At 72.4% G+C, this 23,683-nt stretch carries 22 protein-coding genes and 2 tRNA genes; 4 read left to right on the top strand and 20 right to left on the bottom strand.

Annotation, left to right across the window (positions count from 1 at the left end):
- Positions 1-139: 139 nt before the first annotated feature.
- Positions 140-2,098 (bottom strand): protease pro-enzyme activation domain-containing protein, encoded by a 1,959-nt coding sequence (locus ACIQU6_RS13445; protein WP_403481748.1) that lies wholly within the window; start codon positions 2,096-2,098, stop codon positions 140-142.
- 380 nt (positions 2,099-2,478) lie between these two features.
- Positions 2,479-2,551: transfer RNA gene (locus ACIQU6_RS13440), tRNA-Ala, on the bottom strand.
- A gap of 221 nt (positions 2,552-2,772) precedes the next feature.
- Between ACIQU6_RS13440 and ACIQU6_RS13435 the strand changes: the two genes are divergently transcribed.
- Positions 2,773-4,143 carry a glycosyltransferase 87 family protein gene (locus ACIQU6_RS13435; protein ID WP_403481747.1) on the top strand — a complete coding sequence of 457 codons (1,371 nt, stop codon included), beginning with the start codon at positions 2,773-2,775 and terminating at the stop codon, positions 4,141-4,143.
- 289 nt (positions 4,144-4,432) lie between these two features.
- On the opposite strand, the gene ACIQU6_RS13430 is transcribed toward ACIQU6_RS13435, so the two are convergent.
- Genes ACIQU6_RS13430 through ACIQU6_RS13420 form a run of 3 tightly spaced genes read right to left on the bottom strand, consistent with a single transcriptional unit; the run spans position 4,433 to position 6,259 of the window.
- Positions 4,433-4,666: a hypothetical protein gene (locus tag ACIQU6_RS13430; protein ID WP_147245244.1), complete on the bottom strand. Its 234-nt coding sequence runs from the start codon at positions 4,664-4,666 to the stop codon at positions 4,433-4,435.
- Between the two features lie 3 nt (positions 4,667-4,669).
- Positions 4,670-4,846 (bottom strand): hypothetical protein, encoded by a 177-nt coding sequence (locus ACIQU6_RS13425; RefSeq protein ID WP_403481746.1) that lies wholly within the window; start codon positions 4,844-4,846, stop codon positions 4,670-4,672.
- Positions 4,847-4,903: 57 nt separating this feature from the next.
- Entirely contained in the window at positions 4,904-6,259 is a 1,356-nt protein-coding gene (locus ACIQU6_RS13420; RefSeq protein WP_403481745.1) for an MFS transporter, read from the bottom strand.
- A 291-nt stretch (positions 6,260-6,550) separates the two neighbouring features.
- On the opposite strand from ACIQU6_RS13420, the gene ACIQU6_RS13415 reads away from it, so the two are divergent.
- The gene (locus tag ACIQU6_RS13415) at positions 6,551-7,531 is read left to right on the top strand and encodes a helix-turn-helix transcriptional regulator (protein ID WP_403481802.1); all 981 of its coding nucleotides are present in this window, start codon (positions 6,551-6,553) and stop codon (positions 7,529-7,531) included.
- 173 nt (positions 7,532-7,704) lie between these two features.
- Here the strand turns inward: ACIQU6_RS13415 and ACIQU6_RS13410 are convergent.
- From ACIQU6_RS13410 to ACIQU6_RS13380, 7 genes are all read right to left on the bottom strand, one after another.
- A tRNA-Ala gene (locus ACIQU6_RS13410) sits at positions 7,705-7,777 on the bottom strand.
- 114 nt (positions 7,778-7,891) lie between these two features.
- Positions 7,892-8,545 carry a histidine phosphatase family protein gene (locus ACIQU6_RS13405; protein WP_403481801.1) on the bottom strand — a complete coding sequence of 218 codons (654 nt, stop codon included), beginning with the start codon at positions 8,543-8,545 and terminating at the stop codon, positions 7,892-7,894.
- Positions 8,542-8,976 (bottom strand): ribosome silencing factor, encoded by a 435-nt coding sequence (gene rsfS, locus ACIQU6_RS13400; protein ID WP_403481744.1) that lies wholly within the window; start codon positions 8,974-8,976, stop codon positions 8,542-8,544. The genes ACIQU6_RS13405 and rsfS overlap by 4 nt, the downstream gene beginning before the upstream one ends.
- 221 nt (positions 8,977-9,197) lie before the next feature.
- A complete protein-coding gene (locus ACIQU6_RS13395) occupies positions 9,198-11,072 on the bottom strand; it encodes a LytR C-terminal domain-containing protein (RefSeq protein WP_403481743.1) in 1,875 nt (624 codons plus the stop codon).
- 24 nt (positions 11,073-11,096) lie between these two features.
- A complete protein-coding gene (nadD, locus tag ACIQU6_RS13390) occupies positions 11,097-11,708 on the bottom strand; it encodes a nicotinate-nucleotide adenylyltransferase (RefSeq protein ID WP_383420207.1) in 612 nt (203 codons plus the stop codon).
- Positions 11,709-11,760: 52 nt separating this feature from the next.
- Positions 11,761-11,922, bottom strand: coding sequence for a hypothetical protein (locus ACIQU6_RS13385; RefSeq protein ID WP_383420205.1), 162 nt, complete (start codon positions 11,920-11,922; stop codon positions 11,761-11,763).
- A gap of 208 nt (positions 11,923-12,130) precedes the next feature.
- Positions 12,131-12,283, bottom strand: coding sequence for a hypothetical protein (locus ACIQU6_RS13380; protein ID WP_274915735.1), 153 nt, complete (start codon positions 12,281-12,283; stop codon positions 12,131-12,133).
- A 130-nt stretch (positions 12,284-12,413) separates the two neighbouring features.
- On the opposite strand from ACIQU6_RS13380, the gene ACIQU6_RS13375 reads away from it, so the two are divergent.
- Positions 12,414-13,508 carry a M48 family metallopeptidase gene (locus tag ACIQU6_RS13375; RefSeq protein ID WP_403481742.1) on the top strand — a complete coding sequence of 365 codons (1,095 nt, stop codon included), beginning with the start codon at positions 12,414-12,416 and terminating at the stop codon, positions 13,506-13,508.
- On the opposite strand, the gene ACIQU6_RS13370 is transcribed toward ACIQU6_RS13375, so the two are convergent.
- From ACIQU6_RS13370 to proB, 5 genes are all read right to left on the bottom strand, one after another.
- On the bottom strand, positions 13,471-14,595 hold the full coding sequence (locus tag ACIQU6_RS13370; RefSeq protein WP_403481741.1) for a hypothetical protein: 1,125 nt from the start codon (positions 14,593-14,595) through the stop codon (positions 13,471-13,473). The genes ACIQU6_RS13375 and ACIQU6_RS13370 overlap by 38 nt on opposite strands.
- A 59-nt stretch (positions 14,596-14,654) precedes the next feature.
- Positions 14,655-15,272: a hypothetical protein gene (locus ACIQU6_RS13365; protein WP_403481740.1), complete on the bottom strand. Its 618-nt coding sequence runs from the start codon at positions 15,270-15,272 to the stop codon at positions 14,655-14,657.
- An 87-nt stretch (positions 15,273-15,359) separates the two neighbouring features.
- A complete protein-coding gene (locus tag ACIQU6_RS13360; protein WP_403481739.1) occupies positions 15,360-16,628 on the bottom strand; it encodes a glutamate-5-semialdehyde dehydrogenase in 1,269 nt (422 codons plus the stop codon).
- A 188-nt stretch (positions 16,629-16,816) separates the two neighbouring features.
- Entirely contained in the window at positions 16,817-17,323 is a 507-nt protein-coding gene (locus ACIQU6_RS13355) for a hypothetical protein (RefSeq protein ID WP_274915730.1), read from the bottom strand.
- Between the two features lie 238 nt (positions 17,324-17,561).
- Entirely contained in the window at positions 17,562-18,659 is a 1,098-nt protein-coding gene (gene proB, locus ACIQU6_RS13350; RefSeq protein WP_403481800.1) for a glutamate 5-kinase, read from the bottom strand.
- Between the two features lie 463 nt (positions 18,660-19,122).
- Between proB and ACIQU6_RS13345 the strand changes: the two genes are divergently transcribed.
- Positions 19,123-21,210 (top strand): hypothetical protein, encoded by a 2,088-nt coding sequence (locus ACIQU6_RS13345; protein WP_403481738.1) that lies wholly within the window; start codon positions 19,123-19,125, stop codon positions 21,208-21,210.
- Between the two features lie 130 nt (positions 21,211-21,340).
- Here ACIQU6_RS13345 and obgE read toward each other — a convergent pair whose 3' ends face one another.
- The 3 genes from obgE to rplU form a co-directional block, all read right to left on the bottom strand.
- A complete protein-coding gene (gene obgE / locus ACIQU6_RS13340; RefSeq protein WP_403481737.1) occupies positions 21,341-22,777 on the bottom strand; it encodes a GTPase ObgE in 1,437 nt (478 codons plus the stop codon).
- 189 nt (positions 22,778-22,966) lie between these two features.
- Positions 22,967-23,221, bottom strand: a complete 255-nt coding sequence (gene rpmA, locus ACIQU6_RS13335; RefSeq protein ID WP_274915727.1) for a 50S ribosomal protein L27 — start codon at positions 23,219-23,221, stop codon at positions 22,967-22,969.
- Positions 23,222-23,235: 14 nt separating this feature from the next.
- A complete protein-coding gene (gene rplU / locus ACIQU6_RS13330; RefSeq protein ID WP_018538042.1) occupies positions 23,236-23,556 on the bottom strand; it encodes a 50S ribosomal protein L21 in 321 nt (106 codons plus the stop codon).
- Between the last annotated feature and the right edge of the window lie 127 nt (positions 23,557-23,683).

The following is a 23,683-nucleotide window of genomic DNA, read 5'->3' as shown; positions in this document are numbered from 1 at the left end:
CGTCAGGGTACCGCAGGGCACACGGGGCCCGCTGCCGGGATTCCCCCCGGCAGCGGGCCCCGCCCGTCACTTCCGGCCTACCGCGGCGCCCGTGTGCTCACGGGCCCGTTGCGGACGGCGCGGATGCGGCACCCCTGCGTCAGGGGCGGTAGGAGCTCACGTAGCCGGCGGCGGGGCTGCCGACGCCGGTGACGTCGTCGTAGCCGACGGTGGTGTGCAGCGAGCTGTCCTTGCCCAGGCTGCGCAGCGAGACGATGGTGCCCTTGCTGGCGTCGATGCCGTTGGTGAAGTCGACCCGGACGACCGCCAGGTCACGGCCGGCACCCAGCGGGTGGTCGGTGACATCGTGCAGGGCGGAGGTGCCGTAGCGCTGGTAGATGGCGGGGTTGGCGAAGCCGAGGGCGATGCCGTGCCGGGCCTGCTGGGCCAGCGCCTGGACGCCGGCGATCACCGGCGCGGCCAGGGAGGTGCCGCCGATGCGGTACTCCTCGTAGCCCAGCTTGCCGTTGGGCAGGGTCTGGGTCTGGCCGACCAGGAAGCCGGTGTTGGGGTCGGCGACAGCCGAGATGTCCGGGACGGTGCGCTTGGCGTCGCCGCCGTTGGCCTTGGACAGCGCGTCCGGGACGACGCCCCGCTGGTAGAAGGGCTGCGCGACGGTCTTGCTGGTGCCGCCGCCCGCGCCCCCGTTGAAGGCGCCGGGGAAGTCGGTCCAGTCGTTGCCGTCCTTGGAGAGCACGGCCTTCTGGGTGCCCCAGCCGGTCTCCCACTGGTAGGTGTTGCCCTTGCCGACGGCCAGGGAGGTGCCGCCGACCGCGGTCACCCAGGCGGAGTTGGCGGGGGTGTCCACCTGCTTGGTGCCGGTGTTGGCGACCTCGTCACCGTTGTCGCCGGAGGAGAAGTAGAAGCCGATGCCCTCGACCGCGCCCTGTTGGAAGAGCTGGTCGTAGGCGGCGGCGACGTCCGGGGTCTCGTTGGCCTCGACGTCGCCCCAGGAGTTGGAGACGATGTCGGCCAGGCGCCCGTCGACGACCCTGCCGAGCGAGTCCAGCAGGTCGTCGTCCTGGCAGGAGGCGGCGCCGACGTAGACGATGTCCGCGGCGGGGGCGACCGCGTGGACGGCCTCGACGTCGAGGGTCTCCTCCCCGTACCAGCCGGCCGCGCCGCAGTCCTTGATGTGCGTGTAGTCCTTCGGCAGGACCTGGGAGAGCTGGCCCTTGCGGTAACGGGCGTCGCCGTTGCGGCCGGCGTAGGTGTCCGCGTCCTTGGCGATGGTCGGCGAGGCGTAGGCGTCGGTGATCGCGACGGTGACGCCCTTGCCGGTCCAGTTCTTCGCCCCGTAGGCGGCGCGCAGTTGCTTGCCCGTGTAGCCCTTGATCGCGTACGGCGCCTTGGTCCCGTAGGCCGACGGCAGGTTCTTGTCCGTACGGGAGCCGTAGTACGTGGAGAACGGCCCGGAGTTGCGGAAGACCGGGGAGGGCGGCGGCAGTTCGGTGGAGTGGTGCCGCGCGAACCGGGGCGCGTTGTCCAGGCCGGTGACCGTCAGGACCGCGTCGGCCACGGAGGCGGGCGCGGAGGCGGTGGCGGACGGCGCGTGGTAAGTGTGGCCGCCCTTGCGGTAGTTGTGCAGGCCGGTGGCGAAGGCCCGCTCGGCGGCGGTCGCGTCGCCGGTGACCGTCACGTACCGGTCGGTGGTGCCGGTGACCGTCAGGCCGGACTTCTTCAGCCAGCCGGTCACCCTGGCTATCTGGTCCGGCGTGGCGCCGTAACGGGCGCGCACCTGGGCGGGGCTCAGGTACTTCCCGTACGCGGCGGAGTGCGGGTCGGAGACGGCCTTGGCGTAGTCCGCGAGGCCCTTGGCGTCGCTACCGGCCAGGTAGACCCGGGCGGTGACCCCGGCGGAGCCGGCGGTGGCCCCCTGGTCGGCCCGCTCGGTGGCCCACTGCGGCTTGGTGCCCAGAAGCGCGTGCCGACCCCCGTCGTGGCCCGCGGCGTCGGCGGCCGGGGCGCCGAGCGCGAGCGCTCCGGCGACCATCGGCAGTGCCGCTGCCAGGGCCAGACCGGCGCGGACGCGCGGAGATCTGGTGCGGCTTGCTCTCATGTAACCCCCTGCTGTGGCGATGCGGTGCGCTGCGTGGTGTCGCCGCGCCGGTGCGCCGGTGCGCGCCACCCATCAGCCGTGAATGCGTCGGATGTGACGCTCACGCGGTTCGCCACTCTTTCGGTGAACGGTTCATGTCAGGGTTATGCGATCACCAAGAAGAGCCCAAGGAGGGCGACATGCGGGCCGAAATGGTCGCCGGAGATCGCTCAACTCGCCGTAGCGAGCGCATTGTTGACCGAATATCAGGGCAACTCGGGATGATCGCCGCACCAGTTGGCACACCCGTTGCCGCCCCTGGCCACCTTGGTCTGCGAGCGCATCCCCTGAACGCACGACAGAGCGGGTCGTCCGTGACGGACGACCCGCTCTGTCTTCTGTGGAGCTAAGGAGAATTGAACTCCTGACCTCCTGCATGCCATGCAGGCGCTCTACCAACTGAGCTATAGCCCCAGGTCTTACTGGTCTTGCTCCGCTGCGGTTTTCCTTCCGGCCCCCCGCTGCGGCATCGCCTACATTACACGGACCCCCCGGGCTTCTGCCAAATCGCCCTCCGGTCGCCCGCCCACCGCCCCGGGACGAGGCCCTCCGGGCCACAGCGCCCAGGGCCCTTCGACGGGACCCGAGGTACTGTCGGCGAGCCGTGCCCGATTCGTCCAGGGGAGCCGTACGCCGTGACCGTGCTGGATCCGGACCAGCCCGCCGACCTCCACGGCCCGCGCCCCCGCGCGGGCGTGATCCGCCGCCACCCCGTGGCCGCGGCGGCGCTGGCCTGCCTGATCTCCTTCACCGCCTTCTGGATCGCGCAGCGGCTGGCGCACGTCTCGATGGTGGACCTCATGGTCTACCGCGCCGAGGGCGAGACCGCCCGCGACGGCAAGGACCTCTACGACATGGTGGCCACCTCCGCACGGCTGCCCAACACCTATCCGCCGTTCGCCGCGCTGCTGTTCATCCCGCTCACCTTCTTCGGCGTCCCGGTGATGCGCACCCTGGCCACGGCCGGGAACCTCGTGCTGCTCGTCGCCGTCGTCCACCTCTCCCTCCGTCTGGTCGGCCGGCCCCGGCGGCTCCCCCCGCTCGCCGCGACGCTGGCGCTGTCCGCGCTGCTGGTGTGGTGCGAGCCGGTCTGGACGACGCTGCGCTACGGCCAGATCAACCTGCTGCTCGCCGTGCTGGTGCTGTGGGACCTGACCCGCCGGGACACCAACCGGTGGGCCGGCATCGGTATCGGCATCGCGGCCGGCATCAAGCTGACCCCGGCGCTGTTCGCCGTCTTCCTCGCCCTGGCCGGCGCGGTCCGCGCCGTACGGATGCTGCGCTCGGGCGCCGGGTGGCGCGCCGCCTGGAACCCCTGGCTGCGACAGGCCGCCGTCGCCACCGGAACGTTCTGTGCCACCGCTCTCCTCTCCGCCGTCGCGCTGCCGCGCGACTCGCACCGCTTCTGGACCGAGATCGTGTTCGCCGCCGACCGGGTCGGCGAGGTGGAGATCACCGCGAACCAGTCGCTGCGCGGCGTCCTGGCCCGGCTGCTGCACACCCACGACCCCGGCGCCGCCTGGCTCGTCCTGGCCGCGCTGGCGGCCGTCGCCGGGCTGGCGTTGGCCGCCGCGGCGCTGCTCCGCGGCGAACGCGCCTGGGCGACCCTCACCTGTGCCGCCACCGCCCTGCTGATCAGCCCGATCTCCTGGTCGCACCACTGGGTGTGGAGCGTGCCGATGCTGATCCTGCTGGGCTCCGAGGCGCTGCAGCGCGCCGGTGCCGCGGCCCGCCGCTGGTGGGCCGCGACCGTGGCGGTGGGTCTGCTGTTCTGCTCGTTCGCGCTGTGGTGGGTGCCGCACCGCTGGCACCAGCACGAGGAACTCCACCAGAACGCCGGCCAGATGCTGCTCTCCGCGGTATACCCGTTGGCCGGTGTCATCCTGCTGGTGCTGGCCGCGGCCCGGCTCAGGCGACCGGTCGCCGCTCCCCCGATATCCGCTCCCGAAGCCCCGTCCGCGTCCACATCCGCGTCCACATCTGCGTCCGGTTCTCCTGGTCGGTGACGCCTCCCGAGCGCACCCCTACGCTGCCGACTGCCGTCATCTCCACCCCCGTACGAGCCCCCTTGCCGGGCGGAACCTGTCGGGCCCGCCGCTGCTGACGCTCCCGCCGCCGGCGATGGCCCGCAGCGGGTTCTGATGGCGTCAACGCCCCGCCGCGCCGCGGAAGTTCCACATCAGCACATTCGATCGAAAGTGATCGAATGTGCCTCATGCGATACGGAAGCGGTACGGAAGTTGACCGCTCGATGGCGGGCCGGATCGCTGCACCCGGCCAGCCGGAGGCCCCAACTCAGGCCGTGGCGAAGGAATAGAACCGTTTCAGCGTGCAGTGCTCCTCCAGCAGCCGACCATAGATCGGCTCCCCGTCGAGCTCCCGATAGGTCTCGATGGGATCGCCCTTTATGACCAGGGCGCGCGCGCACTCCTCGCACCAGTACTGGTAATCGGCGTTGACCGGTTCCATGTCGCGGACGATCGGCGTGCCGCTGCCGCACCAGTCGCACTTCCTGCTGTGGGCGCCCATCGATCAGCTCCAACTGCGGCCGCAGGCCGTACAGACGAAGGAAACACCGCCGTTGTCGCCCAGCACCTGCGCGACGTGGGACGAACCGCACGAGGGGCACTGGAGAGCCGCGCCCGCCATGGCGCGCGCGGCGGGCGGTCCGGACAGGTCGCCGACCCGCCCATGGATGCTCATGGGCATCGCGATCTCTCCTCCCCTGGCTGCGCCGTCCGATTCTGCCACGGACCGCCCACCGGGTCAGGTCCGCCTGCGGAGCACCCCGGCCATGGCACCGAGCGCCGCCGCGCCGGTCAGCGCGAGAACGCTCCCCCACACGGCTCTTGAGGCACCTCCCGCCCCTCCCGTCGCCACGCCGTTCAGGAAGAGCGCACCGAAGAGCGAGGTCCCCAGCAGCAGCCCGACCTGGTTGACGGTCACCACCAGCCCGCTCGCGTCCGCCGCGTCCTCCTTGTGGACGGACGCCAACGCGGCGGCCAGATTGACGCTGTGGGCACAGCCGAATCCGGCGCCCAGCCCGGCGGACGCCAGGAGCACCCGGCCGCCGGCGTCCCCGCCGTCCTTGAGCGCCAACCCGATCCCCAGCAGCGCCGCGCAGATCAGCACGAACCCGCCCGGGACCAGCAACGGGTGCATCCGCCGGGGCAGATGCCGCCACCACAGCCCCACGGCCCCGTAGGCCAGCGCCGTCGGCACGAACGTCAGCCCGGTGCGCAGCGCGCCGTAGTGGAGCGTGTTCTGGAGGTACAGCGTCAGCACGAACAGGTAGCCCGCGTTGACGGCCATGACCAGGGCGATCCGCACCAACTTCACCGGCATTCCGGGCGCGCCCGCCACCCTGGGCGAGATCAGCGGCGCCCCGCCCCGGCGTGCCCGGGCCGTCTCGTGGACCGCGAACGCCCCCAACAGGAGCCCGCCGCCACCCAGCGCCCACCAGGACCACGGCGGCCACCCGGCCCCCTGGCCGAGCACCAGCACCACCGTCACCAGCCCCAACGCCCCGGCCAGCAGCACCAGTCCGGGCAGGTCCAGTCCGCGGGCCGCGGTGGCCGGCCGGTCCCGGTGGATCAGCCGCGGCCCGGCCGCCAACAGCATCGCGCCGATCGGCACGTTCACCAGGAACACCGTCCGCCAGCCCGCGCCGAAGAGGTCCGCACCGACCAGCACCCCGCCGGCGATCTGCCCGCAGACCGCCCCCACCGCCATCACCGCGGTGTACGCCCCGATGGCCCGGGTCCGCGCGGCACCGGTGAACGTCCGCTGGATCAGCCCCAGCACCTGGGGCAGCATCACCGCGGCGCCGGCCCCTTGGGCGACGCGGAAGGCGATCAACTGCCCGGCGTCCGCGGCCAGTCCGCAGGCCAGTGAGGCACCGGTGAAGACCGCGAGCCCGGCCAGGAACGTCCGCCGCGGGCCCAGCAGTTCACCGAGCCGGGCCCCGGTGACGAGCAGCACCGCGTACGCGATGGTGTAACCGGCGACGACGAGTTGCAGGGCGGCCCCCGAGGCGTGCAGGCCGGTGCCGATAGAGGGGGCGGCGACATTGACGATGAAGGTGTCCAGTACCGCCATGAACTGCCCGGCGAGGACGATCATCAGCATCCACGCCGGGCCCGCGGTCCGGCCGCTCGCGGCGGCCTTGTCAGTGCCTGCGGCTTTAATGGCAGGTGGAGTTGACGCAGCGTCGGCACGCGTCGCCGGCGTCCTTGGGGAGAGGGCACGCGGGCGGCGCCGGGGGCGGTGTCCGGTCGGGTCCGCGGTCAGGTCGTTCGTCATGACGGGGAGCCTGACGCCGGACGGACACCGGTCACGAGTGCCTGCCGATGCTGGTACCGACAGCACCTGGCAGGCTCCCGGGCCTGCCCCGACGATGGGGGTGTGAGCGCCATGACGACCTCGGTCCGAGCGGACGGGCGTCGGCGGCCCGAACTGGCGGCCTTCCTGCGCAGCCGACGGGCCCGGGTGACGCCGCAGGACGTCGGCATGCCGCCCGGGCTGCGGCGCCGCACGCCCGGCCTGCGCCGCGAGGAGGTCGCCCAACTCTCGGGCGTCGGCGTGACCTGGTACACATGGTTGGAGCAGGGACGCCCGATCAACGCCAGCGGCCAGGTGCTGGACGCGGTGGCCCGTACGCTCCGGCTGGACGACGCCGAGCGCGAGCACCTCTACCACCTCGCCGAGGTGCCCTACGCCCCCGCCAGGGAGGCCGACGCGCGCTCCGTGGGCCCGGAGGTGCACGGCATCATCGACGCCCTGGTGCCCCTCCCCGCGGTGGTCTACAACGCCCGTTACGACGTCCTCGCCGCCAACTCCGCCTACCAGGGCGTCTTCCCGGCCGTCGCGCTCGCCCGCGGCCCGGCGCGCAACGCCCTGTGGCAGCTGTTCACGATGCCCCCGTGCTGCTCGACGGTCCGCAACCGCGACGAGGAGTTCCCGGCACTGGTGGCCCAACTCCGCGGCGCCTACGGGCGGCACGTCGGCGAGCCCGCCTGGGAGGCCCTGATATCCCGCCTGTCCGGGGCCAGTACGGAATTCGCGCGCCTGTGGGCGACCGGCGACGTCGCCCCGCACGGCCGGCGCGTGAAGGTGGTCCAGCACGCCTCGGTCGGCGAGATACGGCTGGTCTCCTCGTCCCTGGCGGTCGACGGCGCCCCCGAGACGCGGATCGTGGTCTACACCCCGGCCGACGAGGAGAGCCGACGGCTAACGACGGTGCTGCGCACGGTCCACGACCCGCTCCTCGGCTGCCCCGACCATCTGCGGCCCGCCTCCGAGATCCGCGCGAGCCTGGAACGGACGTGGGAGCGCGGCGCCAACGCCCCGGAGGAGCCGCCCCCGAGGCGCAGTGAGGCACCCCACAGCCCCTGAGGCAACTGCCTCTGTCTCCCTGCCCGACGGCACCGCCGGGCGCGCGCAGAGCGCCCGTCACGCTGCCGTCCCTCCGGAAGCCCGGAGGGACGGGGAACGCACGGGAGCACACAGGACTGCGCGACAACGCAGAAGATCCCGCCTCCGATGAGGAGACGGGATCTTCCGGGCTGTGGAGCTAAGGAGAATTGAACTCCTGACCTCCTGCATGCCATGCAGGCGCTCTACCAACTGAGCTATAGCCCCGGGTCTTGTTCCGTTCCCCCGGGGTTTCCCCCGGCGGCGCCGTGAACAAGAAGAACTCTAGCCTGCGACCTGCCCAGATGTGAAATCCGGCCCGGTCGCCCCCGCTCCGGGGGCTCAGTCGTCGTCGCCGAGCACCGGCTCCGGCAGGGTGCCGGCGTTGTGCTCCAGCAGCCGCCAGCCGCGGGCGCCCTCGCCGAGGATGGACCAGCAGCAGTTCGACAGCCCGCCCAGCCCCTCCCAGTGGTGGGACTCCAGGCCGAGCAGCCGCCCGATGGTGGTGCGGATGGTGCCGCCGTGGCTGACGACGACGAGGGTGCCCTCGTCGGGCAGCTTCTCGGCGTGCCGCAGGACGATCGGGGCGGCCCGGTCGGCGACCTCGGTCTCCAGTTCGCCGCCACCGCGGCGCACCGGCTCACCGCGCTTCCAGGCGGTGTACTCCGCGCCGAACTGAGCCAGGATCTCGTCGTGCGTCAGACCCTGCCAGGCGCCCGCGTAGGTCTCCCGGAGCCCGGCGTCGTAGGTGACGTCCAGCCGCGTCAGGGCGGCCAGCTCGCCCGCCGTCGCCATGGCGCGGCTCAGGTCGGACGCGATGATGGCGTCCGGCCGGAGGGCGGCCAGCAGCCGGGCGGCGCGGCGGGCCTGACCGACACCGGTGTCGGTCAGTTCGATGTCGGTCGAGCCCTGGAAGCGGCGCTCCAGGTTCCAGGCCGTCTGGCCGTGGCGCCACAGGACGAGGCGGCGGCCCCGGCCGCCCTTGGTGCCGTTCAGCGCAGCTCTCCGTCCTCTTCACCCGCGGTGGTCTTGGCGTGCTCCGCCGCCTTGCCGCGGGTGGCCTTGGCCTCCTCCGGGAGGTCGATCTCCGGGCAGTCCTTCCACAGGCGCTCCAGGGCGTAGAACACCCGCTCCTCGCTGTGCTGGACGTGGACGACGATGTCGACGTAGTCGAGCAGGACCCAGCGGGCCTCGCGGTCGCCCTCGCGGCGGACCGGCTTGGCGCCGAGGTCCTTGTTGAGGCGTTCCTCGATCTCGTCGACGATCGCCTTGACCTGGCGGTCGCTGGGCGCGGAGGCCAGCAGGAAGGCGTCGGTGATCGAGAGGACGTCGCTGACGTCGTACGCGATGATGTCGTGCGCGAGCTTGTCGGCGGCCGCCAGGGCGGCGGCGTTGATGAGCTCGATGGAGCGGTCCGTGGCGGTCACAAGCGGCTTTCCGGGTCGAGGGGCCCACCACTCCGGCGGGACGCGGGACGCGCCGGCGGAGCATGCCGCACCGGCGGTCCTGGGCGGCCGGATCGGCGGTCAGGTACCTCTTTAGGGTCTCACGGACCGCCGACACTCCCGGCGGGGATTTCCACCCCACCGGGAGCAGCCGGCATCCTGCCTGGTCAGCCCGGGCGCCGCGGTCCGCGGCCGCCCCGGTGTCAGCCCTTGTAGTCCTGGCCCAGGACCACCGCGATGTCCGCGTTCTCGGGGACCTTGCCCTGCTGGACGGCGCCGGCCGGCAGGCCGAGGGTCTTGGCGACCTCGGCGGCCTTGGCCCGCTGCGAGGCGTCCCCGTACGTCACCTTGGACGCGGCCGCGGTGCTGCCGCTGCCGGCGTCGACGAAGGTGTAGCCGCCGTTGAGGAGCGCGATCTGGGCCTTGCCGGTGCCGGCCTTGTCACCGGTGGCGTTGCTGACCGCGACCCGCGGTGTCACACCCGGTGAGGTCTTCTTGACCGTGCCGCCCAGGACGTCCTTGATCACGCCGGCCGCGGTGCCCTGACTGATCGTCCCGTCGGCCTGCACCGGCAGCAGCTCGGTGTCGTACTTGCCGGTCTTCGCGAGCTCCGCCCGCTGCGCCAGCGAGCTGCCCAACTGGGCCTCGGTGAGCGGCGGATCGAGGATCTGGAGCAGCGACTTGACGGTGGCGGTGGCGCCGTCCGCGTCGGAGGAGACCTTCTTGAGGGTGGCCTGCATGACCTGCCCGAACCGCTGCAACTGCTTGGTCTGGGAGTCCCCGGGCCCCTGGTAGGTGGCGTAGGCGACGGCCGCCTGCCCGTTGAGGAGCTGGCCGGCGCCCTGTTTGACGACCGGGGGGGCGTCCTTCTTGGCACCGGGGACGGCGGCGTCGGTGTCGACGGTGATCCCGCCGACCGTCTCGACGAGGTTCTCCAGATACGGGGTGTCCAGCCGCCAACTGGCCTTGAGGTCGGCGCCGAGCAGGGTGCCCAGGGATTCCCGGGTCGCGTCGGTGCCGTCGTCCTTGACGGTCTTGCCGAGCGTCGTGGTGGTGCCGTCGTCCTTGGTGACGATGAGGCTGTTGGGCAGCAGGAGGGTCGTGCCCTTGTGGGTGGTCTCGTTGTCCACCAGGAGCGCGGTGGAGCTGTTCCCGCTCTTGGTGTCGCGCAGGTTCACCACGAGGACGTCCCGCTTCTGCCCGCCGGCGGCGGCTCCGGCGCCGCTGCCCGCGCCGGACAGCCCCGGCAGCTTGCCCGCCCACCAGAGATAGCCGACGCCGCCGGCTACCAGGAGGGCCAGCACGACGGAGAGCGCGATGAGCCGGCTGCGGCCGCGCCGCTTGGCCTCCTCGCGCCGCTCGGTGCGGCTCTCGGTGAACTTCAGCCAGTCGATGACGTCTTCGGAGTCACCGTCCGGATCCTCGACGAACGCGAACTGCTCGGTGTGGTACTCCTCACCGGCGCCCGTGGGGCCCGTGGGGCCCTTGGAACCGGTGGGCTCCGGCGGCTCCTCCGGGGCGGCCGCCGGCGGCGCACCGGGCCGCTCGTGGCCCGGTTGCGCGGGCGGGGACGGCTCGTGCCCCTGGGGCCCGGCGGCCGGCTGCGGCTCCTGGTAGGAGGGCTGCTCGTACGGCGACTGCTGGACCTGCTGCGGAATCCAGTCCGCGGCAGGGGGCGGACCCTGGTGTGGGGGGGCCTGTTGGGGCTGGGTGTACGGGTCGTACTGCTGGGGATAGCCGGTCTGTTGGCCCTGCTGGCTGCCGTAGCCGTCGTAGCCGTACTCCTGCTGCCCCGGGTAGGACTGCGGGGCCGGCGGCGCCTGGCCGGCCTGGGTCCCGTAGGGGTCGTAGGAGCCGTACGGGGCGGGGGTGCCGGGCGCGGCCGGCTGCTGCCCGTAGGGGTCGTAGCCCTGCTGCCCGTACGGCGCCTGCGCCTCGTACTGCTGTGGCGCCTCCGGGTGCACCGGCCGCCCGTACTGGTCGTAGGCGTAGCCCTGGCCCGGTTGCCCGTGCTGCTGGGCGTACGGGTCCTGGGCATATGGGTCCTGCGGCCCGTACGGATCGTGTCGGTCGCTCACCGGTGCCCCTTTCCATCTGCCCCGTCAGCGGTCGTCGCGGTACAGCTGCTTTTTGTCGATGTAGCGCACCACACCGTCCGGTACGAGGTACCAGACCGGATCCCCCTGGGCGACGCGCGCCCGGCAGTCGGTCGAGGAGATGGCCAGCGCGGGCACCTCGACCAGGGACACCGCCCCCTCGGGCAGCCCGGGGTCCGCGAGGACGTGGCCGGGCCGGGTCACCCCGATGAAGTGGGCGAGCGAGACCAGCTCCGCCGCGTCGTGCCAGGTGAGGATCTGGCTGAGCGCGTCGGCGCCGGTGATGAAGAAGAGGTCCGCGTCCTCGTGCTCCGCCCGTAGATCACGCAGCGTGTCTATCGTGTACGTCTTGCCGCCGCGGTCGATGTCGATGCGGCTGACGGAGAACTGCGGGTTGGACGCGGTCGCGATGACCGTCATCAGATAGCGGTCCTCGGCGGGGGTCACCCTCTTGTGACTCTTCTGCCACGGGTGCCCCGTGGGCACAAAGACGACCTCATCGAGGTGGAACTGGCTGGCCACCTCGCTGGCGGCGACCAGGTGTCCGTGATGGATCGGGTCGAACGTCCCGCCCATCACGCCGAGCCGCCGCTTCACGGGCCCTGTGTGCTCTCCCATGCGTGCAGACCCTACTTGGCGGGACGCGGTGCCGGGGGCCGGGTGTACGGGCTTAACGGTCGCGGTTGAAGCGCGTGGTGATCCAGAGCAGGAGAAGCAGGATGAAAAGGGCGCTGCCGCCGGTGAGGAAGGGGCTCAGGCTCTCGTGCTGGCCCCCGTGCCCGGCTTCTTCGGCGAGGGAGACCAGGGACTGTGCGGTGGAGTGCAGGCTCATCGTTGGCTGGACCAATCCGGGCGGGTGTCGGACAGAGGCTTCCGCCACATCGTAAGCGCCACGTCACCGGGGGCTCACGCCGACTCCGCCCGAAGGCGCCCCGCCCCGTTCACCGACGGGCCCCGGCCGTGCCCGAAGTCGGGGCCCGCGGGCGGCAGTCCCGGTGGGTCGGCCCTGGTCGGTCGGCCCGTTGGCCGGTCGGCTGCGGTCAGTCCTGGTTGCCGTAGCCGCGCAGCAGGAACCAGGCGAGCAGACCCGCCCCCACCACGCCCACGACGATCACGGTGCGCAGGAGCCAGCCGGGGCCACCGCCCCGGGAGGTCTCCTCGGCGGCGGCGAGAAGCAGGCTCGGATGCGGCATGGCAGTGGCTCCCTTTTGTGCGGGCCTGGGTGGGCAGTGGTGCGCCCGCCAGCGTACGCCCGGGCATCCATTCCGCTGTCAGTGGCGTCCTCTAGGCTGAATCACACGCAGTCGAACAGGGGAGGCCCCAATGACGGAGAGCCCAGACGGCGGCGCGAAGGTACCGAGCAGGAACCGCAGGCGGTTCCCCGGCATCTCGTCGCGGTCCTACGAGCACCCGGCGGACCGCTCGGCGCTGGTCGCGCTGCGCAAGCTGAGCGGGTTCGACACCGTCTTCAAGACGCTGAGCGGGCTGCTGCCCGAGCGCAGCCTGCGGCTGCTCTTCCTGTCGGACTCGGTCCGCGTCAGCGACCAGCAGTTCGCGCACCTCAACGCGATGCTGCGGGACGCCTGCTACATCCTGGACCTGGAGAAGGTCCCCCCGATGTACGTCAACCAGGACCCGCAGCCCAACGCCATGTGCATCGGCCTGGACGAGCCGATCATCGTGGTGACGACCGGCCTGGTCGAGCTGCTGGACGAGGAGGAGATGCGGGCCGTCATCGGCCACGAGGTGGGCCACGCCCTCTCCGGGCACGCGGTGTACCGCACGATCCTGCTGTTCCTGACCAACCTCGCCACCAAGGTCGCCTGGATCCCGCTCGGCAATGTCGCGGTGATGGCGATCGTGACGGCGCTGCGCGAGTGGTTCCGCAAGTCGGAGCTGTCGGCCGACCGGGCCGGCCTGCTGGTCGGGCAGGACCTCCAGGCGTCGATGCGCGGCCTGATGAAGCTGGCCGGCGGCAACCACCTGCACGAGATGAACGTCGACGCGTTCCTCAAGCAGGCCGAGGAGTACGAGTCCGGCGGCGACCTGCGGGACTCCGTGCTGAAGATCCTCAACCTCCTGCCGCGCAGCCACCCGTTCACCACGGTCCGCGCCGCCGAGCTGAAGAAGTGGGCCGAGAGCCGCGACTACCAGCGCATCATGGACGGCCACTACCCGCGCCGCGAGGAGGACAAGGACACCTCGGTCTCCGACTCCTTCAAGGACTCCGCGGCGCACTACGCCGAGTCGGTGCGCACCAGCAAGGACCCGCTGATGGGCCTGGTGCGCGATCTGGCCGGCGGCGCCGGGGACTTGGGCGGCAAGCTGCGCGACACGGTCTTCGGCACCCGTCCCAACGGCACCGGTGGCCAGGGCGGCACTAACGGACCGGATGACTCGGCTTCGGCTGGGAAGTAGCCGAAAGCTCGCCGCAGAGCGAGGCGTTGGCCCGGCCCCGGGCGTAGGGGTCGGTGCCGGCGGGCCGGTCGGTGCCGGCGTGCTGCCCGGCGAGCAGCGGGCGCAGCGCATCGGCCGGCTGTGAGGAGCAGGACAGCGGGCCGGCCTGGAGGTCGCTCTGCGCGACGGCTAGTCGGTGGTCGGCGAGGTCGTCCCGGTTGATCCGGAAGTGCAGTTCGCGGCGCACGGTGACGAGCGAGGCGGCGCCCGGCGTCGGCCGGCCGGTGTGCTGCCCGGCGCCGTCCGCGGGGGCGCCGGGGGCCGGCTGCACGGCGTAGACGAAGGTGTAGTCGGCGGCGATGTCGAGGGTGTCCGCGCTCGACTCCGTGGCCTTCAGCGTGCCGTTGACGCGGACGTTGTGGTCGGCGAGCCGGACCAGCTTGGGGTCGAAGCGCACCAGCCAACCGGTGGCCGCGTCCTGGCCGTTGTCGTCGGGGTGCGCCACGCTCCGGTCGAACTGGTCGAGTTGGCCGGTGTCCAGCAGCAGCCGGACGGGGCGCACCGAGCCGCCGGTGAGGGTGGCCGGGTCCACCGACGAGCGCACGAGGTACTCCTTGGCGATGGTCAGCGCGGTCACGATCTGGTCGTCGGAGAAGTGCGTACTGCGCTGCACGGTGGGGAGGTTGATGCCGGCGGCGCCGATCCGGTAGTCGGCCGCCGGGCTGTGCGCGAAGAGGTCCGCCGGGGTCGCGCCCGGTACGGTGCCGGGCGGCGCGAGCGGCACCACCGCGGACTGCAGCGGCTGCGCGCGGGCCGGTTCGGGCGCCTTGTAGGGGTGCCGGATGCCCATGTAAACGGCCGTGCCGAAGGCCAGCACGATCAGCAGCACCAGCAGGAACGCCTGCCGGGACCCGCCCGGCCGCAGCCATGTGTGGCGGGTCTTCACCGCCGGTGCGTGGTGCTCGCCCAAACGCTCGTCGGCGGAGAACTCCTGCAATCGCGCCGCGCGTACGAACCGCTCGTCGAAGACCACGGATCGGTACTCGTCCTCACCGCCTCCCGGGGCGCCGTCGGGCATCCCCTCGGGAGGGTCACCAGGCCCGGTCATACAACAAGGGTAGGTCTGACGGGGCCGAGGTAAACGCGGGGAGGCGGTACAACTTCGGGTCAGCGCGGCCCGGAGCCCGCCGAGAACGACGGACGCGGCGGTTCCGCGGAGCCGACCGTGGGTACACCGGGGCGCGGCGAGGTGAGCGGGTCCGCGCCGGTCTTCGGGGAGGCGCCGGTGGACGGGGCGTCGACGCCGGTGGAACTGGCCGGCGGGGCGGGGCTCTGGCCGCGCCCGGAGGCGCCCCGGTAGACGGCGCTGAAGGCCAGCGCCACCAGCCCGACACCCATCACCACGGCCAGCACCCAGGCCATGGGGCGGTGCCAGCGGGCGGTGCCGCGGTAGGGGCGCAGCGCGCCGCCGTACGGGCCGTAGGGGCCCTCCGGGGCGTGGTCGTCGGGATCCTCCGGCCGGGCGCCTATCCCGTCGCGGTCGTAGTCGTCGTCCGGGCCCAGGCCCGCGCCCAGCCGGGCGGCCGCCTCGGCCTCCGCGCGCGCCTCGGCGGCGGCCAGCATCCGCTCGACCGCCGAGGGCTCGTGGATCGTCGCGGCTCGTACGAATTCCTCGTCGAAGACCACGGATGCGAACTCCCCGTCCGCGCGTCCGTGGCTTCCGTGGTGGTGCTCGTCGGGCTCTTCGCCGTCCGGGAACGGCATGCCCCCCACGTCGTCCGGCACCCGTCCAGGGTAGCCCCGGCCGGACCTTTTGGGCAGGGAGAAGAGGGGGGCGGATACGGGCGGAACGGGGCCGTCCGCCCGGGGTTCTCAGCGGGTGTGGCCGTCGCCCGTGACGATGTACTTGGTGGAGGTCAGCTCGGGCAGACCCATGGGGCCGCGGGCGTGCAGCTTCTGGGTGGAGATGCCGATCTCGGCGCCGAAGCCGAACTGGCCGCCGTCGGTGAACCGCGTCGAGGCGTTGACCGCGACGGTGGTGGAATCCACCAACTGGGTGAACCGGCGGGCGGCGGCCTGGGAGCCGGTGACGATGGCCTCGGTGTGGCCGGAGGTCCAGCGCCGGATGTGGGCGACCGCGGCGTCCAGGTCGGGCACGACGGCGGCGGCGATGTCGTAGGAGAGGTACTCGGTGGCCCAGTCCTCGTCGGTGGCGGGGGCGACCAGGCCGGGGCCGGCCTGCTGCCAGGCGGCGTCGCCGTGCACCACCACGCCGGCCTGGGTCAGCGCCTCCAGGGCGCGCGGCAGGAACTTCTGCGCGATGCCGGCGTGCACCAGCACGGTCTCGGCGGCGTTGCAGACGCTGGGGCGCTGGGCCTTGGAGTTGACCAGGATGTCGAGGGCCATGTCGAGGTCGGCGGCCTCGTCGACGTAGACGTGGCAGTTGCCGGTGCCGGTCTCGATGACCGGGACGGTGGACTCCTCGACGACGGTGCGGATCAGGGCGGCGCCGCCGCGCGGGATCAGCACGTCGACCAGGCCGCGGGCGCGCATCAACTCGCGCACCGAGTCGCGGCTCTCCCCCGGCACCAACTGGACGGCGTCGGCCGGCAGTCCGGCGCTCTGCACGGCGCCGCGCAGGACGTCCACCAGGGCGCTGTTGGAGGCGTAGGCGGAGGACGAGCCGCGCAGCAGCACGGCGTTGCCGGACTTCAGGCAGAGCGCGGCGGCGTCGACCGTGACGTTGGGGCGGGCCTCGTAGATGATGCCGATCACGCCGAGCGGGACCCGGACCTGGCGCAGGTCGAGGCCGTTGGGCAGGGTCGAACCGCGGACCACCTCGCCGACCGGGTCGGGCAGCGCGACGACCTTGCGGACGTCGTCGGCGATGGCGGCGATCCGCTCGGGGGTGAGGGTGAGCCGGTCCACGATCGACTCGGAGGTGCCGGCGGCGCGGGCCTTGTCGATGTCCTCGGCGTTGGCCGCGACCAGGGTGGCGGTCTGCGCCACCAGGGCGTCGGCGATGGCGAGCAGCGCCCCGTCGCGGGCCGTGCGCGGCAGCGGGGCCAGGACGGCGGCCGCCTCCTTGGCGCGGCGGGCGGTGTCGAGGACGGGCGAGGACGGGGAAGCGCTGCTGGTCATGGCGGCAGCCTAACGCCGCGCCGGCCGACGGCCGCGACGGATCCCACAGAGCGGGACGCCGGTCACACCGGCACCGGGGTCTGTGGACGACGCCGCGGACCGCCGGGGTACGGCGACGGTGGGCGAGCGACCGTTGGTGGGCCCGCCCTGGCGGGCCGCGGGTCCGGCCGTGCTCCGTCAGAAGCGCCCTAGTAGGGATGGACCCCCACCGGCGAGGCCGGTGGCGGCCCGTAGCCCTCCGCGACGCGCTGGTGGTAGGTCTCCCGGTCGATGACCTCCAGGCCGACGATCTCCCAGGGCGGCAGCTTGGCCGTCGAGCGGTGCTCGCCCCACAACCGGAGCGCGACCGCGGCCGCGTCGTGCAGGTCCCGGGCCTCTTCCCAGTAGCGGATCTCGGCGTGGTCGTTGGCGTAGCGGCTGGTCAACAGGAACGGGTGGTCGTGCGCGAGCTGTTCCAGCGCCCGCCGGACCTCCTTCAGCGGGGCCTCGGCGCCCGAGACGCTGAGGGTGACGTGCCAGAGTCGGGACACCTCCCGGCGCTCCTCCTCCCGCGCCCGCGGCGCCGTCCGGTCCCGCTCCGCCCGCCGATCGCCCTCCGGCCGGGCGGCGCCGCCGGCGCTCCCGGTGGACCCGACGCTGGTCAGTGTGCGCTCCGCCGTCCCTCGGGCCGGAGCTCCTGGGCGCCCTCGTGTCACCGGCGGCCTCCTGTGATGCGAATCGCTCCGCCCCCTTGAGGTGCGGAGCCGACTGGTGCGGTCGTCCTTCGGCGTGACGCGCTCGCGCGCTGCGGGCGCCGCTCCCCTACGGCGCCCCCGCAACAAAGTTGACCAGCCCGCGGCCGCTCGCGGGGCGGTTTTACCGAAGGTCCCCAATGAAAGGCTGACGGAGGGCCGGTCCCGTACGGACCGCGCCGCGGTCCCGTGGGGCGGGGCGTCAGCGGTGAAGCAGCACCAGGTCGTCGCGGTGCACGACCTCCCGCTCATACGCCGGTCCGAGCTCGCGGGCCAGGTCCCTGGTCGAACGACCAATCAATCGGGGGATTTCCCGGGCGTCGAAGTTGACCAACCCACGGGCGACGGCGTGACCGTCGGCGTCCCGCAGCTCGACCGGGTCGCCGGCGGAGAACTCGCCCTCGACGCCGGAGATCCCGGCCGGCAGCAGCGAGGAGTTCCGCTCGACGACGGCCCGCACCGCCCCGTCGTCCAGCACGAGGGCGCCCCGCGGCGTCGAGGCGTGCGCCAGCCACAGCAGCCGGTCGGCGGAGCGGCGGCCGGTGCGCAGGAAGTGGGTGCCGGTGTCGGCGCCGGCCAGGGCGTCGCCGGCGTGCACGGCGGAGGTGAGCACGACGGGGACGCCGGCCGCGGCCGCGATCCGGGCCGCCTCGACCTTGGTGACCATGCCGCCGGTCCCGACGCCGGACTTCCCGGCGCTCCCGATGGAGATGCCGGTCAGGTCCTCGGGCCCGGCGACCACGTCTATCCGGGACGTGCCGGGGATGGCCGGGTCGCCGTCGTAGAGGCCGTCCACGTCGGAGAGGAGGACCAGCAGGTCGGCGCGGACGAGGTGGGCGACGAGGGCGGCCAGCCGGTCGTTGTCGCCGAAGCGGATCTCGTCGGTGGCGACGGTGTCGTTCTCGTTGACGATCGGCACCGCCCCCATGGCCAGCAGTTGGTCCAGGGTGCGGCAGGCGTTGCGGTAGTGGGCCCGCCGGCTGGTGTCGTCGGAGGTCAGCAGCACCTGGCCGACCCGGCGGCCGTAGCGGGCGAACGAGGCGGTGTAGCGGGCGACCAGCAGGCCCTGGCCGACACTGGCGGCGGCCTGCTGCCGGGCCAGGTCGCGGGGGCGGCGGTCGAGCCCCAGAGGGGCGAGGCCGGCGGCGATGGCCCCGGAGGAGACCAGCACGATCTCCTTGTCCTGGTGCTTGGCGAGCACGTCCACCAGGGCGTCGACGCGGTCCGCGTCCAGGCCCCCGGCGGCCGTGGTCAGCGAGGAGGAGCCGACCTTCACCACGATCCGGCGGGCGTCCGTCACGTCCTGGCGGCCCGGGTCGCCGCCGGCCGGCGCCTCCGGTGCGCCACCGCCCTCGGCGAAGGCCCCGAGGGCCGCTCCTTCGTCGTGCCTTGCCCCTGCCACCTGCATACCCCTGTGCTCGCGGTCCCTGAAGACGTACGGAAGCCGTACAGCCGCAATCTACGGCAGCGGCCCCGGCGGACGCCTCGTCATATCGCCTGGCGGACGCCCCCGCGGACACCGGGAACGCGGCGACGGGGCACCCAAGTAAATAAAGTAAGACGGAAAATGCCACCCGCAGGTTGCGTTCGATTGGTCCGTTTCGCGGTGAAGAGCGCCACAGCAGATTGTCACCAAGGCCAACAAGGTCATACGGTCGGGTGTCAATCGGTCCCGTTTCGCCGCCTCGGCGGCGTCGCAGCGCGGAACCCGGTCGCCGTCCCCGGCCTCCCCCTCGAACTTTCTGCTGCCAGGAGCCCTCCCCGTGCCTTCCGCCGGAATCGCCCCCAGACGAGCCGTCCAGCTCGCGGCGCTCTTCGCGATGATGTTCGCGTTCACCGCCCAGTTGCTCGGCGCGCTGCTGCCCGTCATTCCGCTGTTCATCGCAGCGTCCGTGGTCAACCTGGCTCTTGACCTGGTCCTCCAGCATCTGCAACCGGGCCTGCTCTCCCTCCTCGGCCGGATCCGGTTCGACGTGACGGTGCGTCAACTGTTGCGGGACATGTCGATGCTGGTCGGCCTCCTGCACATCGACGGCATCAACCCCCTGGAGGAGCAGGCCCCGCTCACCATCACCCTGCTCGCCTTCTACGGCACCCACTTCGTGTGCCAGACCATCGCCGTCCTGGTCCGCCGGTCCCGCAGCCTGCCGTTCGTCACCCGCAACATCGACGCCGGCGCGCTGGGCCTCACCGACGCCCCGCCGCGGCTGCTCTACCGCCAGACCGGCCGCCGCCTGCTGCGCTTCTCGGTGCCCACCACGGCGGGCCTGATGGTCACGGCCGTCACCGGCAACGTCCTGTGGGGCGGCCTCGGCCTCACCGTCGCACTGCTGCTCTCCGCCGGCGGCACCCTCTACCTGAGCACCTGGCTGCTGCCCGGGAAGGGCGTCATCGACGAACAGCGCGCCCTGGCCTGGCTGGACGCCTGGCTGGCCGACTACCGCCCCACGGTCGGCATGTACTTCTCCGGCGGCGCCACCTCCGCCTACCAGGCCAACATGTGGCTCGACACCCTGGCCGACCTGGACGGGAAGCCGATCATCGTGCTCCGCGAGCGGTTCATGGTGCAGAAGATCGAGGCCACCGACATCCCGATCGTCTGCATCCCCAAGGTCGCCCACCTGATGCGCCTGGAGCACTCCGCCCTCAAGGTGCTGCTGCACCCGGCGAACTCCGGCAAGACCTCGCAGATCCTGCGGATCCCCTCCATCAAGCACGCCTTCATCAACCACGGCGAGAGCGACAAGCTCTCCTCCTGCAACCCGTACGCCAAGGCGTACGACGAGGTGTGGGTGGCCGGTCCGGCGGCCCGGGACCGCTACCAGCTCGCCGACATCGGCGTCGAGGACAAGGACGTCGTCGAGGTCGGCCGCCCCCAACTGGCGCCGATCCGCCCCTACGAGGGCGCCCCGCTCGCCCGGTACACCACCGTGCTCTACGCCCCCACCTGGGAGGGCTGGGACGGCAACCCGGGCAACACCTCGGTGATCCTGGCCGGCGAGAACCTCGTCCGCGCCCTGCTCGCCGACCCCGCGGTCCGGCTGCTCTACAAGCCGCACCCGATGACCGGCTCGGTGGAACCGCGGGCCGGCGCCGCCGACGCCCGCATCCAGGCGATGATCACGGAGGCCAACGCCCGGCGCGGCGGCGCCCTGCCCGGCCCGGAGGCCGCATCCGAACTGGCCCGCCGCACCGCCGAGTTGGACCGGCTGACCACCGCCGCCTTCCGCAAGAACGCCGACGAGTTGGAGCGGATGCGGCTCCAGGGCACCCCCGAGGAGGGCCGCGCGGCCGCCGTCGAGGCCGCGGTCACCGCCTGGGAGGGGGCGTACTGGGACTCCTTCCCCGAGTGGGAGCACCGGGTCATCACCACCGCGCGCCCCGGCATCTTCGCCTGCTTCAACCAGGCGGACCTGCTGATCAGCGACGTCTCCAGCGTGGTCTCGGACTACCTGACCAGCGAGAAGCCGTACGCCGTCGCCAACACCTCCGGGATGGCCGAGGACGACTTCCGGGCGGCCTTCCCGACCGTCCGGGCGGCCACCATCCTCACGCCCGACGCGTCCGGCGTGCCCGCGCTCCTCGACGCGGTGCGCACCCCGGAGCTCGACGGTCTGGCCGCGGCCCGCGCCGAGCTCAAGGAGTACCTGCTCGGCCCGTCCGACCCGCCCTCGACGGTCCGCTTCAACCGGGCCGCGGTGGAGCTGTGCGGCAGGGCCGACGAGCGTCGGCGGCGGATGGAGAGCCGGCTCTCCGGCATCCCCGTCCAGCGCTCCCAGCAGGGCGTGACCACCGTGGAGAGGCCCCCCAACGGCACCGGCGGCGCCTCGGACACGACCGCCACCGTCTAGCCGTCCGGCGGGCCGCTCGCGTGGGTCCCGTCAGAACGACCGCAGGCCCGGGAGGAGCGCTCCTCCCGGGCCTGCGGTCGTCGTGCGGGACGTTCGTCGAGCGGCCGCCGGGCCGCCGCGAACTCCGCGGCTAGAACGGCGAGAAGCCGTCGTAGTCGCTCTGCGCCTCGTCGCGCTCCGCGTCGCGGTCACGGCGGCGCTGGGCGGCCGGGCGCGGGGCCTCGAAGCGGTGGTCCTCACCGCGCCGGCCCAGCATCTCCGCGCCGGCCGACATCGACGGCTCCCAGTCGAAGACCACCGCGTCGTCCTCGGAGCCGATCGCCACGCCGTCCATGGCGCGGGCGCCCGCCTTGAGCAACGCGTCCTCGACGCCGAGGCGGTTGAGCCGGTCGGCGAGGTAGCCGACGGCCTCGTCGTTGTTGAAGTCGGTCTGGCGGACCCAGCGTTCGGGCTTCTCGCCGCGGACGCGGAAGAGGCCGTCGGCCTCCTTGGTGACCGTGAAGCCCGCGTCGTCGACCGCCTTGGGGCGGATCACGATCCGGGTGGTCTCCTGCGGCGGCTTGGCGGCGCGCGCCGCGGCGACGATCTCCGCCAGGGCGAAGGACAGCTCCTTCAGGCCCTGCCGGGCCACCGCGGAGACCTCGAAGACGCGGTAGCCGCGCGCCTCCAGGTCCGGGCGGATCATATCGGCGAGGTCCTGGCCGTCCGGGATGTCGACCTTGTTGAGGACGACCACCCGCGGCCGGTCGCCGAGGCCGCCGTACTGGGCCAGCTCCTCCTCGATGATGTCGAGGTCGGAGACCGGGTCACGGTCCGACTCCAGGGTGGCGGTGTCCAGGACGTGGACGAGCACCTCGCAGCGCTCGACGTGCCGCAGGAACTCCAGGCCCAGGCCCTTGCCCTGGCTGGCGCCGGGGATCAGGCCGGGGACGTCGGCGATGGTGTAGACCGTCGCGCCGGCGGTCACCACGCCGAGGTTGGGCACCAGCGTCGTGAACGGGTAGTCGGCGATCTTCGGCTTGGCCGCCGAGAGCACCGAGATCAGCGAGGACTTGCCGGCGCTCGGGTAGCCGACCAGCGCGACGTCCGCGACGGTCTTGAGCTCCAGCACGATGTCCCGGGCCCCGCCGGGCTCGCCGAGCAGCGCGAAGCCGGGGGCCTTGCGGCGGGCGGAGGCCAGCGCGGCGTTGCCGAGGCCGCCGCGGCCGCCCTGTCCGGCGACGAACTGGGTGCCCTGGCCCACCATGTCGGCCAGCACCTCGCCGTTCCCGTCCAGGACGACGGTGCCGTCGGGCACCGGCAGGATCAGGTCCTTGCCGTTCTTGCCCTCGCGGTTGTCGCCCGCGCCCGGCTGGCCGTTGGTGGCCTTGCGGTGCGGGTGGTGGTGGTAGTCCAGGAGCGTGGTGACGTCCTGGTCGACGACGAGGATCACGTCGCCGCCGCGGCCACCGTTGCCGCCGTCCGGACCGCCGAGCGGCTTGAACTTCTCCCGATGGACGGAGGCACAGCCGTGGCCTCCGTTACCCGCGGCGACGTGCAGCTCGACGCGGTCCACGAAGGTGGTCATGGTGGGGGTGCCTCCAGATCAGCGGGGTCTTCTACGTACTGAGCGGGTGTCCGCGCGACACCCGGCCCGCCGCGCGCACGGCGGGTTGTCTTCTTCTCAACGCGCCAAGGGCGGACCGGTCTTCCCGCTTGACGCGGGAAGAGGCGGTCCGCCCCTGACAACGTGCTTCGACGTGCGTCCTGGCCCGAATTACTGGGCGGGGACGATGTTCACGACCTTGCGGCCGCGGAAGGTGCCGAACTGCACCGCACCGGGCTGCAGGGCGAACAGGGTGTCGTCGCCACCGCGACCGACGCCCGTGCCCGGGTGGAAGTGGGTGCCACGCTGGCGGACCAGGATCTCACCGGCGAGAACGGTCTGACCGCCGAAGCGCTTCACACCGAGCCGCTGAGCGTTGGAATCGCGACCGTTCCGAGTGGACGATGCGCCCTTCTTGTGTGCCATGTCTCCTCAGTCCCTTACTTCGCCGGAGCGTCGATGCCGGTGATCTTCAGCGCCGTGTGGAGCTGGCGGTGGCCGATCCGCTTCTTGTAACCGGTCTTGTTCTTGTACTTCTGGATCCGGATCTTGTCGCCCTTGTGGTGGTCGACGACCTCGGCCTGGACCTTCACGCCCGCCAGGACCCACGGGTCGCTGGTGACCGCGTCGCCGTCGACGACCAGCAGCGTGGAGAGCTCGACGGTGTCGCCGACCTTGCTGGTGGAAATGCGGTCAACCTCGATGACGTCGCCAACAGCAACCTTCTGCTGGCGCCCGCCGGTGCGCACGATCGCGTACACGCGGAACTCTCTCTCGCTAGGTTTCGATCCTCTGATGCCAGCCGCCCTCACGGGCTCAGGGACGTCCCGTGGAATCCGACCCGTGGATGACGGGTGGACGAGCGGCCTCCCTCGGCGGAGCCGAGAG

The sequence above is a fragment of the Streptomyces sp. NPDC090442 genome, from assembly GCF_044769405.1.
In the GTDB taxonomy this organism is placed as follows: domain Bacteria; phylum Actinomycetota; class Actinomycetes; order Streptomycetales; family Streptomycetaceae; genus Streptomyces.
The sequence above is the reverse complement of the archived record's forward strand: the minus strand, read 5'-3'. Positions and strand labels throughout refer to the sequence as shown.

What these genes read in the sequence shown, in the direction of transcription:
- ACIQU6_RS13375 (WP_403481742.1), top strand. Translation starts at nt 12,414, where the DNA reads ATGACGGAGAGCCCAGACGGCGGCGCGAAGGTACCGAGCAGGAACCGC.
- ACIQU6_RS13380 (WP_274915735.1), bottom strand. Translation starts at nt 12,283, where the DNA reads ATGCCGCATCCGAGCCTGCTTCTCGCCGCCGCCGAGGAGACCTCCCGG.
- ACIQU6_RS13425 (WP_403481746.1), bottom strand. Translation starts at nt 4,846, where the DNA reads ATGCCCATGAGCATCCATGGGCGGGTCGGCGACCTGTCCGGACCGCCC.
- ACIQU6_RS13420 (WP_403481745.1), bottom strand. Translation starts at nt 6,259, where the DNA reads ATGATCGTCCTCGCCGGGCAGTTCATGGCGGTACTGGACACCTTCATC.
- rpmA (WP_274915727.1), bottom strand. Translation starts at nt 23,221, where the DNA reads ATGGCACACAAGAAGGGCGCATCGTCCACTCGGAACGGTCGCGATTCC.
- ACIQU6_RS13370 (WP_403481741.1), bottom strand. Translation starts at nt 14,595, where the DNA reads ATGACCGGGCCTGGTGACCCTCCCGAGGGGATGCCCGACGGCGCCCCG.
- ACIQU6_RS13445 (WP_403481748.1), bottom strand. Translation starts at nt 2,098, where the DNA reads ATGAGAGCAAGCCGCACCAGATCTCCGCGCGTCCGCGCCGGTCTGGCC.
- ACIQU6_RS13385 (WP_383420205.1), bottom strand. Translation starts at nt 11,922, where the DNA reads ATGAGCCTGCACTCCACCGCACAGTCCCTGGTCTCCCTCGCCGAAGAA.
- ACIQU6_RS13415 (WP_403481802.1), top strand. Translation starts at nt 6,551, where the DNA reads ATGACGACCTCGGTCCGAGCGGACGGGCGTCGGCGGCCCGAACTGGCG.
- nadD (WP_383420207.1), bottom strand. Translation starts at nt 11,708, where the DNA reads ATGGGAGAGCACACAGGGCCCGTGAAGCGGCGGCTCGGCGTGATGGGC.
- ACIQU6_RS13430 (WP_147245244.1), bottom strand. Translation starts at nt 4,666, where the DNA reads ATGGGCGCCCACAGCAGGAAGTGCGACTGGTGCGGCAGCGGCACGCCG.
- obgE (WP_403481737.1), bottom strand. Translation starts at nt 22,777, where the DNA reads ATGACCACCTTCGTGGACCGCGTCGAGCTGCACGTCGCCGCGGGTAAC.
- ACIQU6_RS13360 (WP_403481739.1), bottom strand. Translation starts at nt 16,628, where the DNA reads ATGACCAGCAGCGCTTCCCCGTCCTCGCCCGTCCTCGACACCGCCCGC.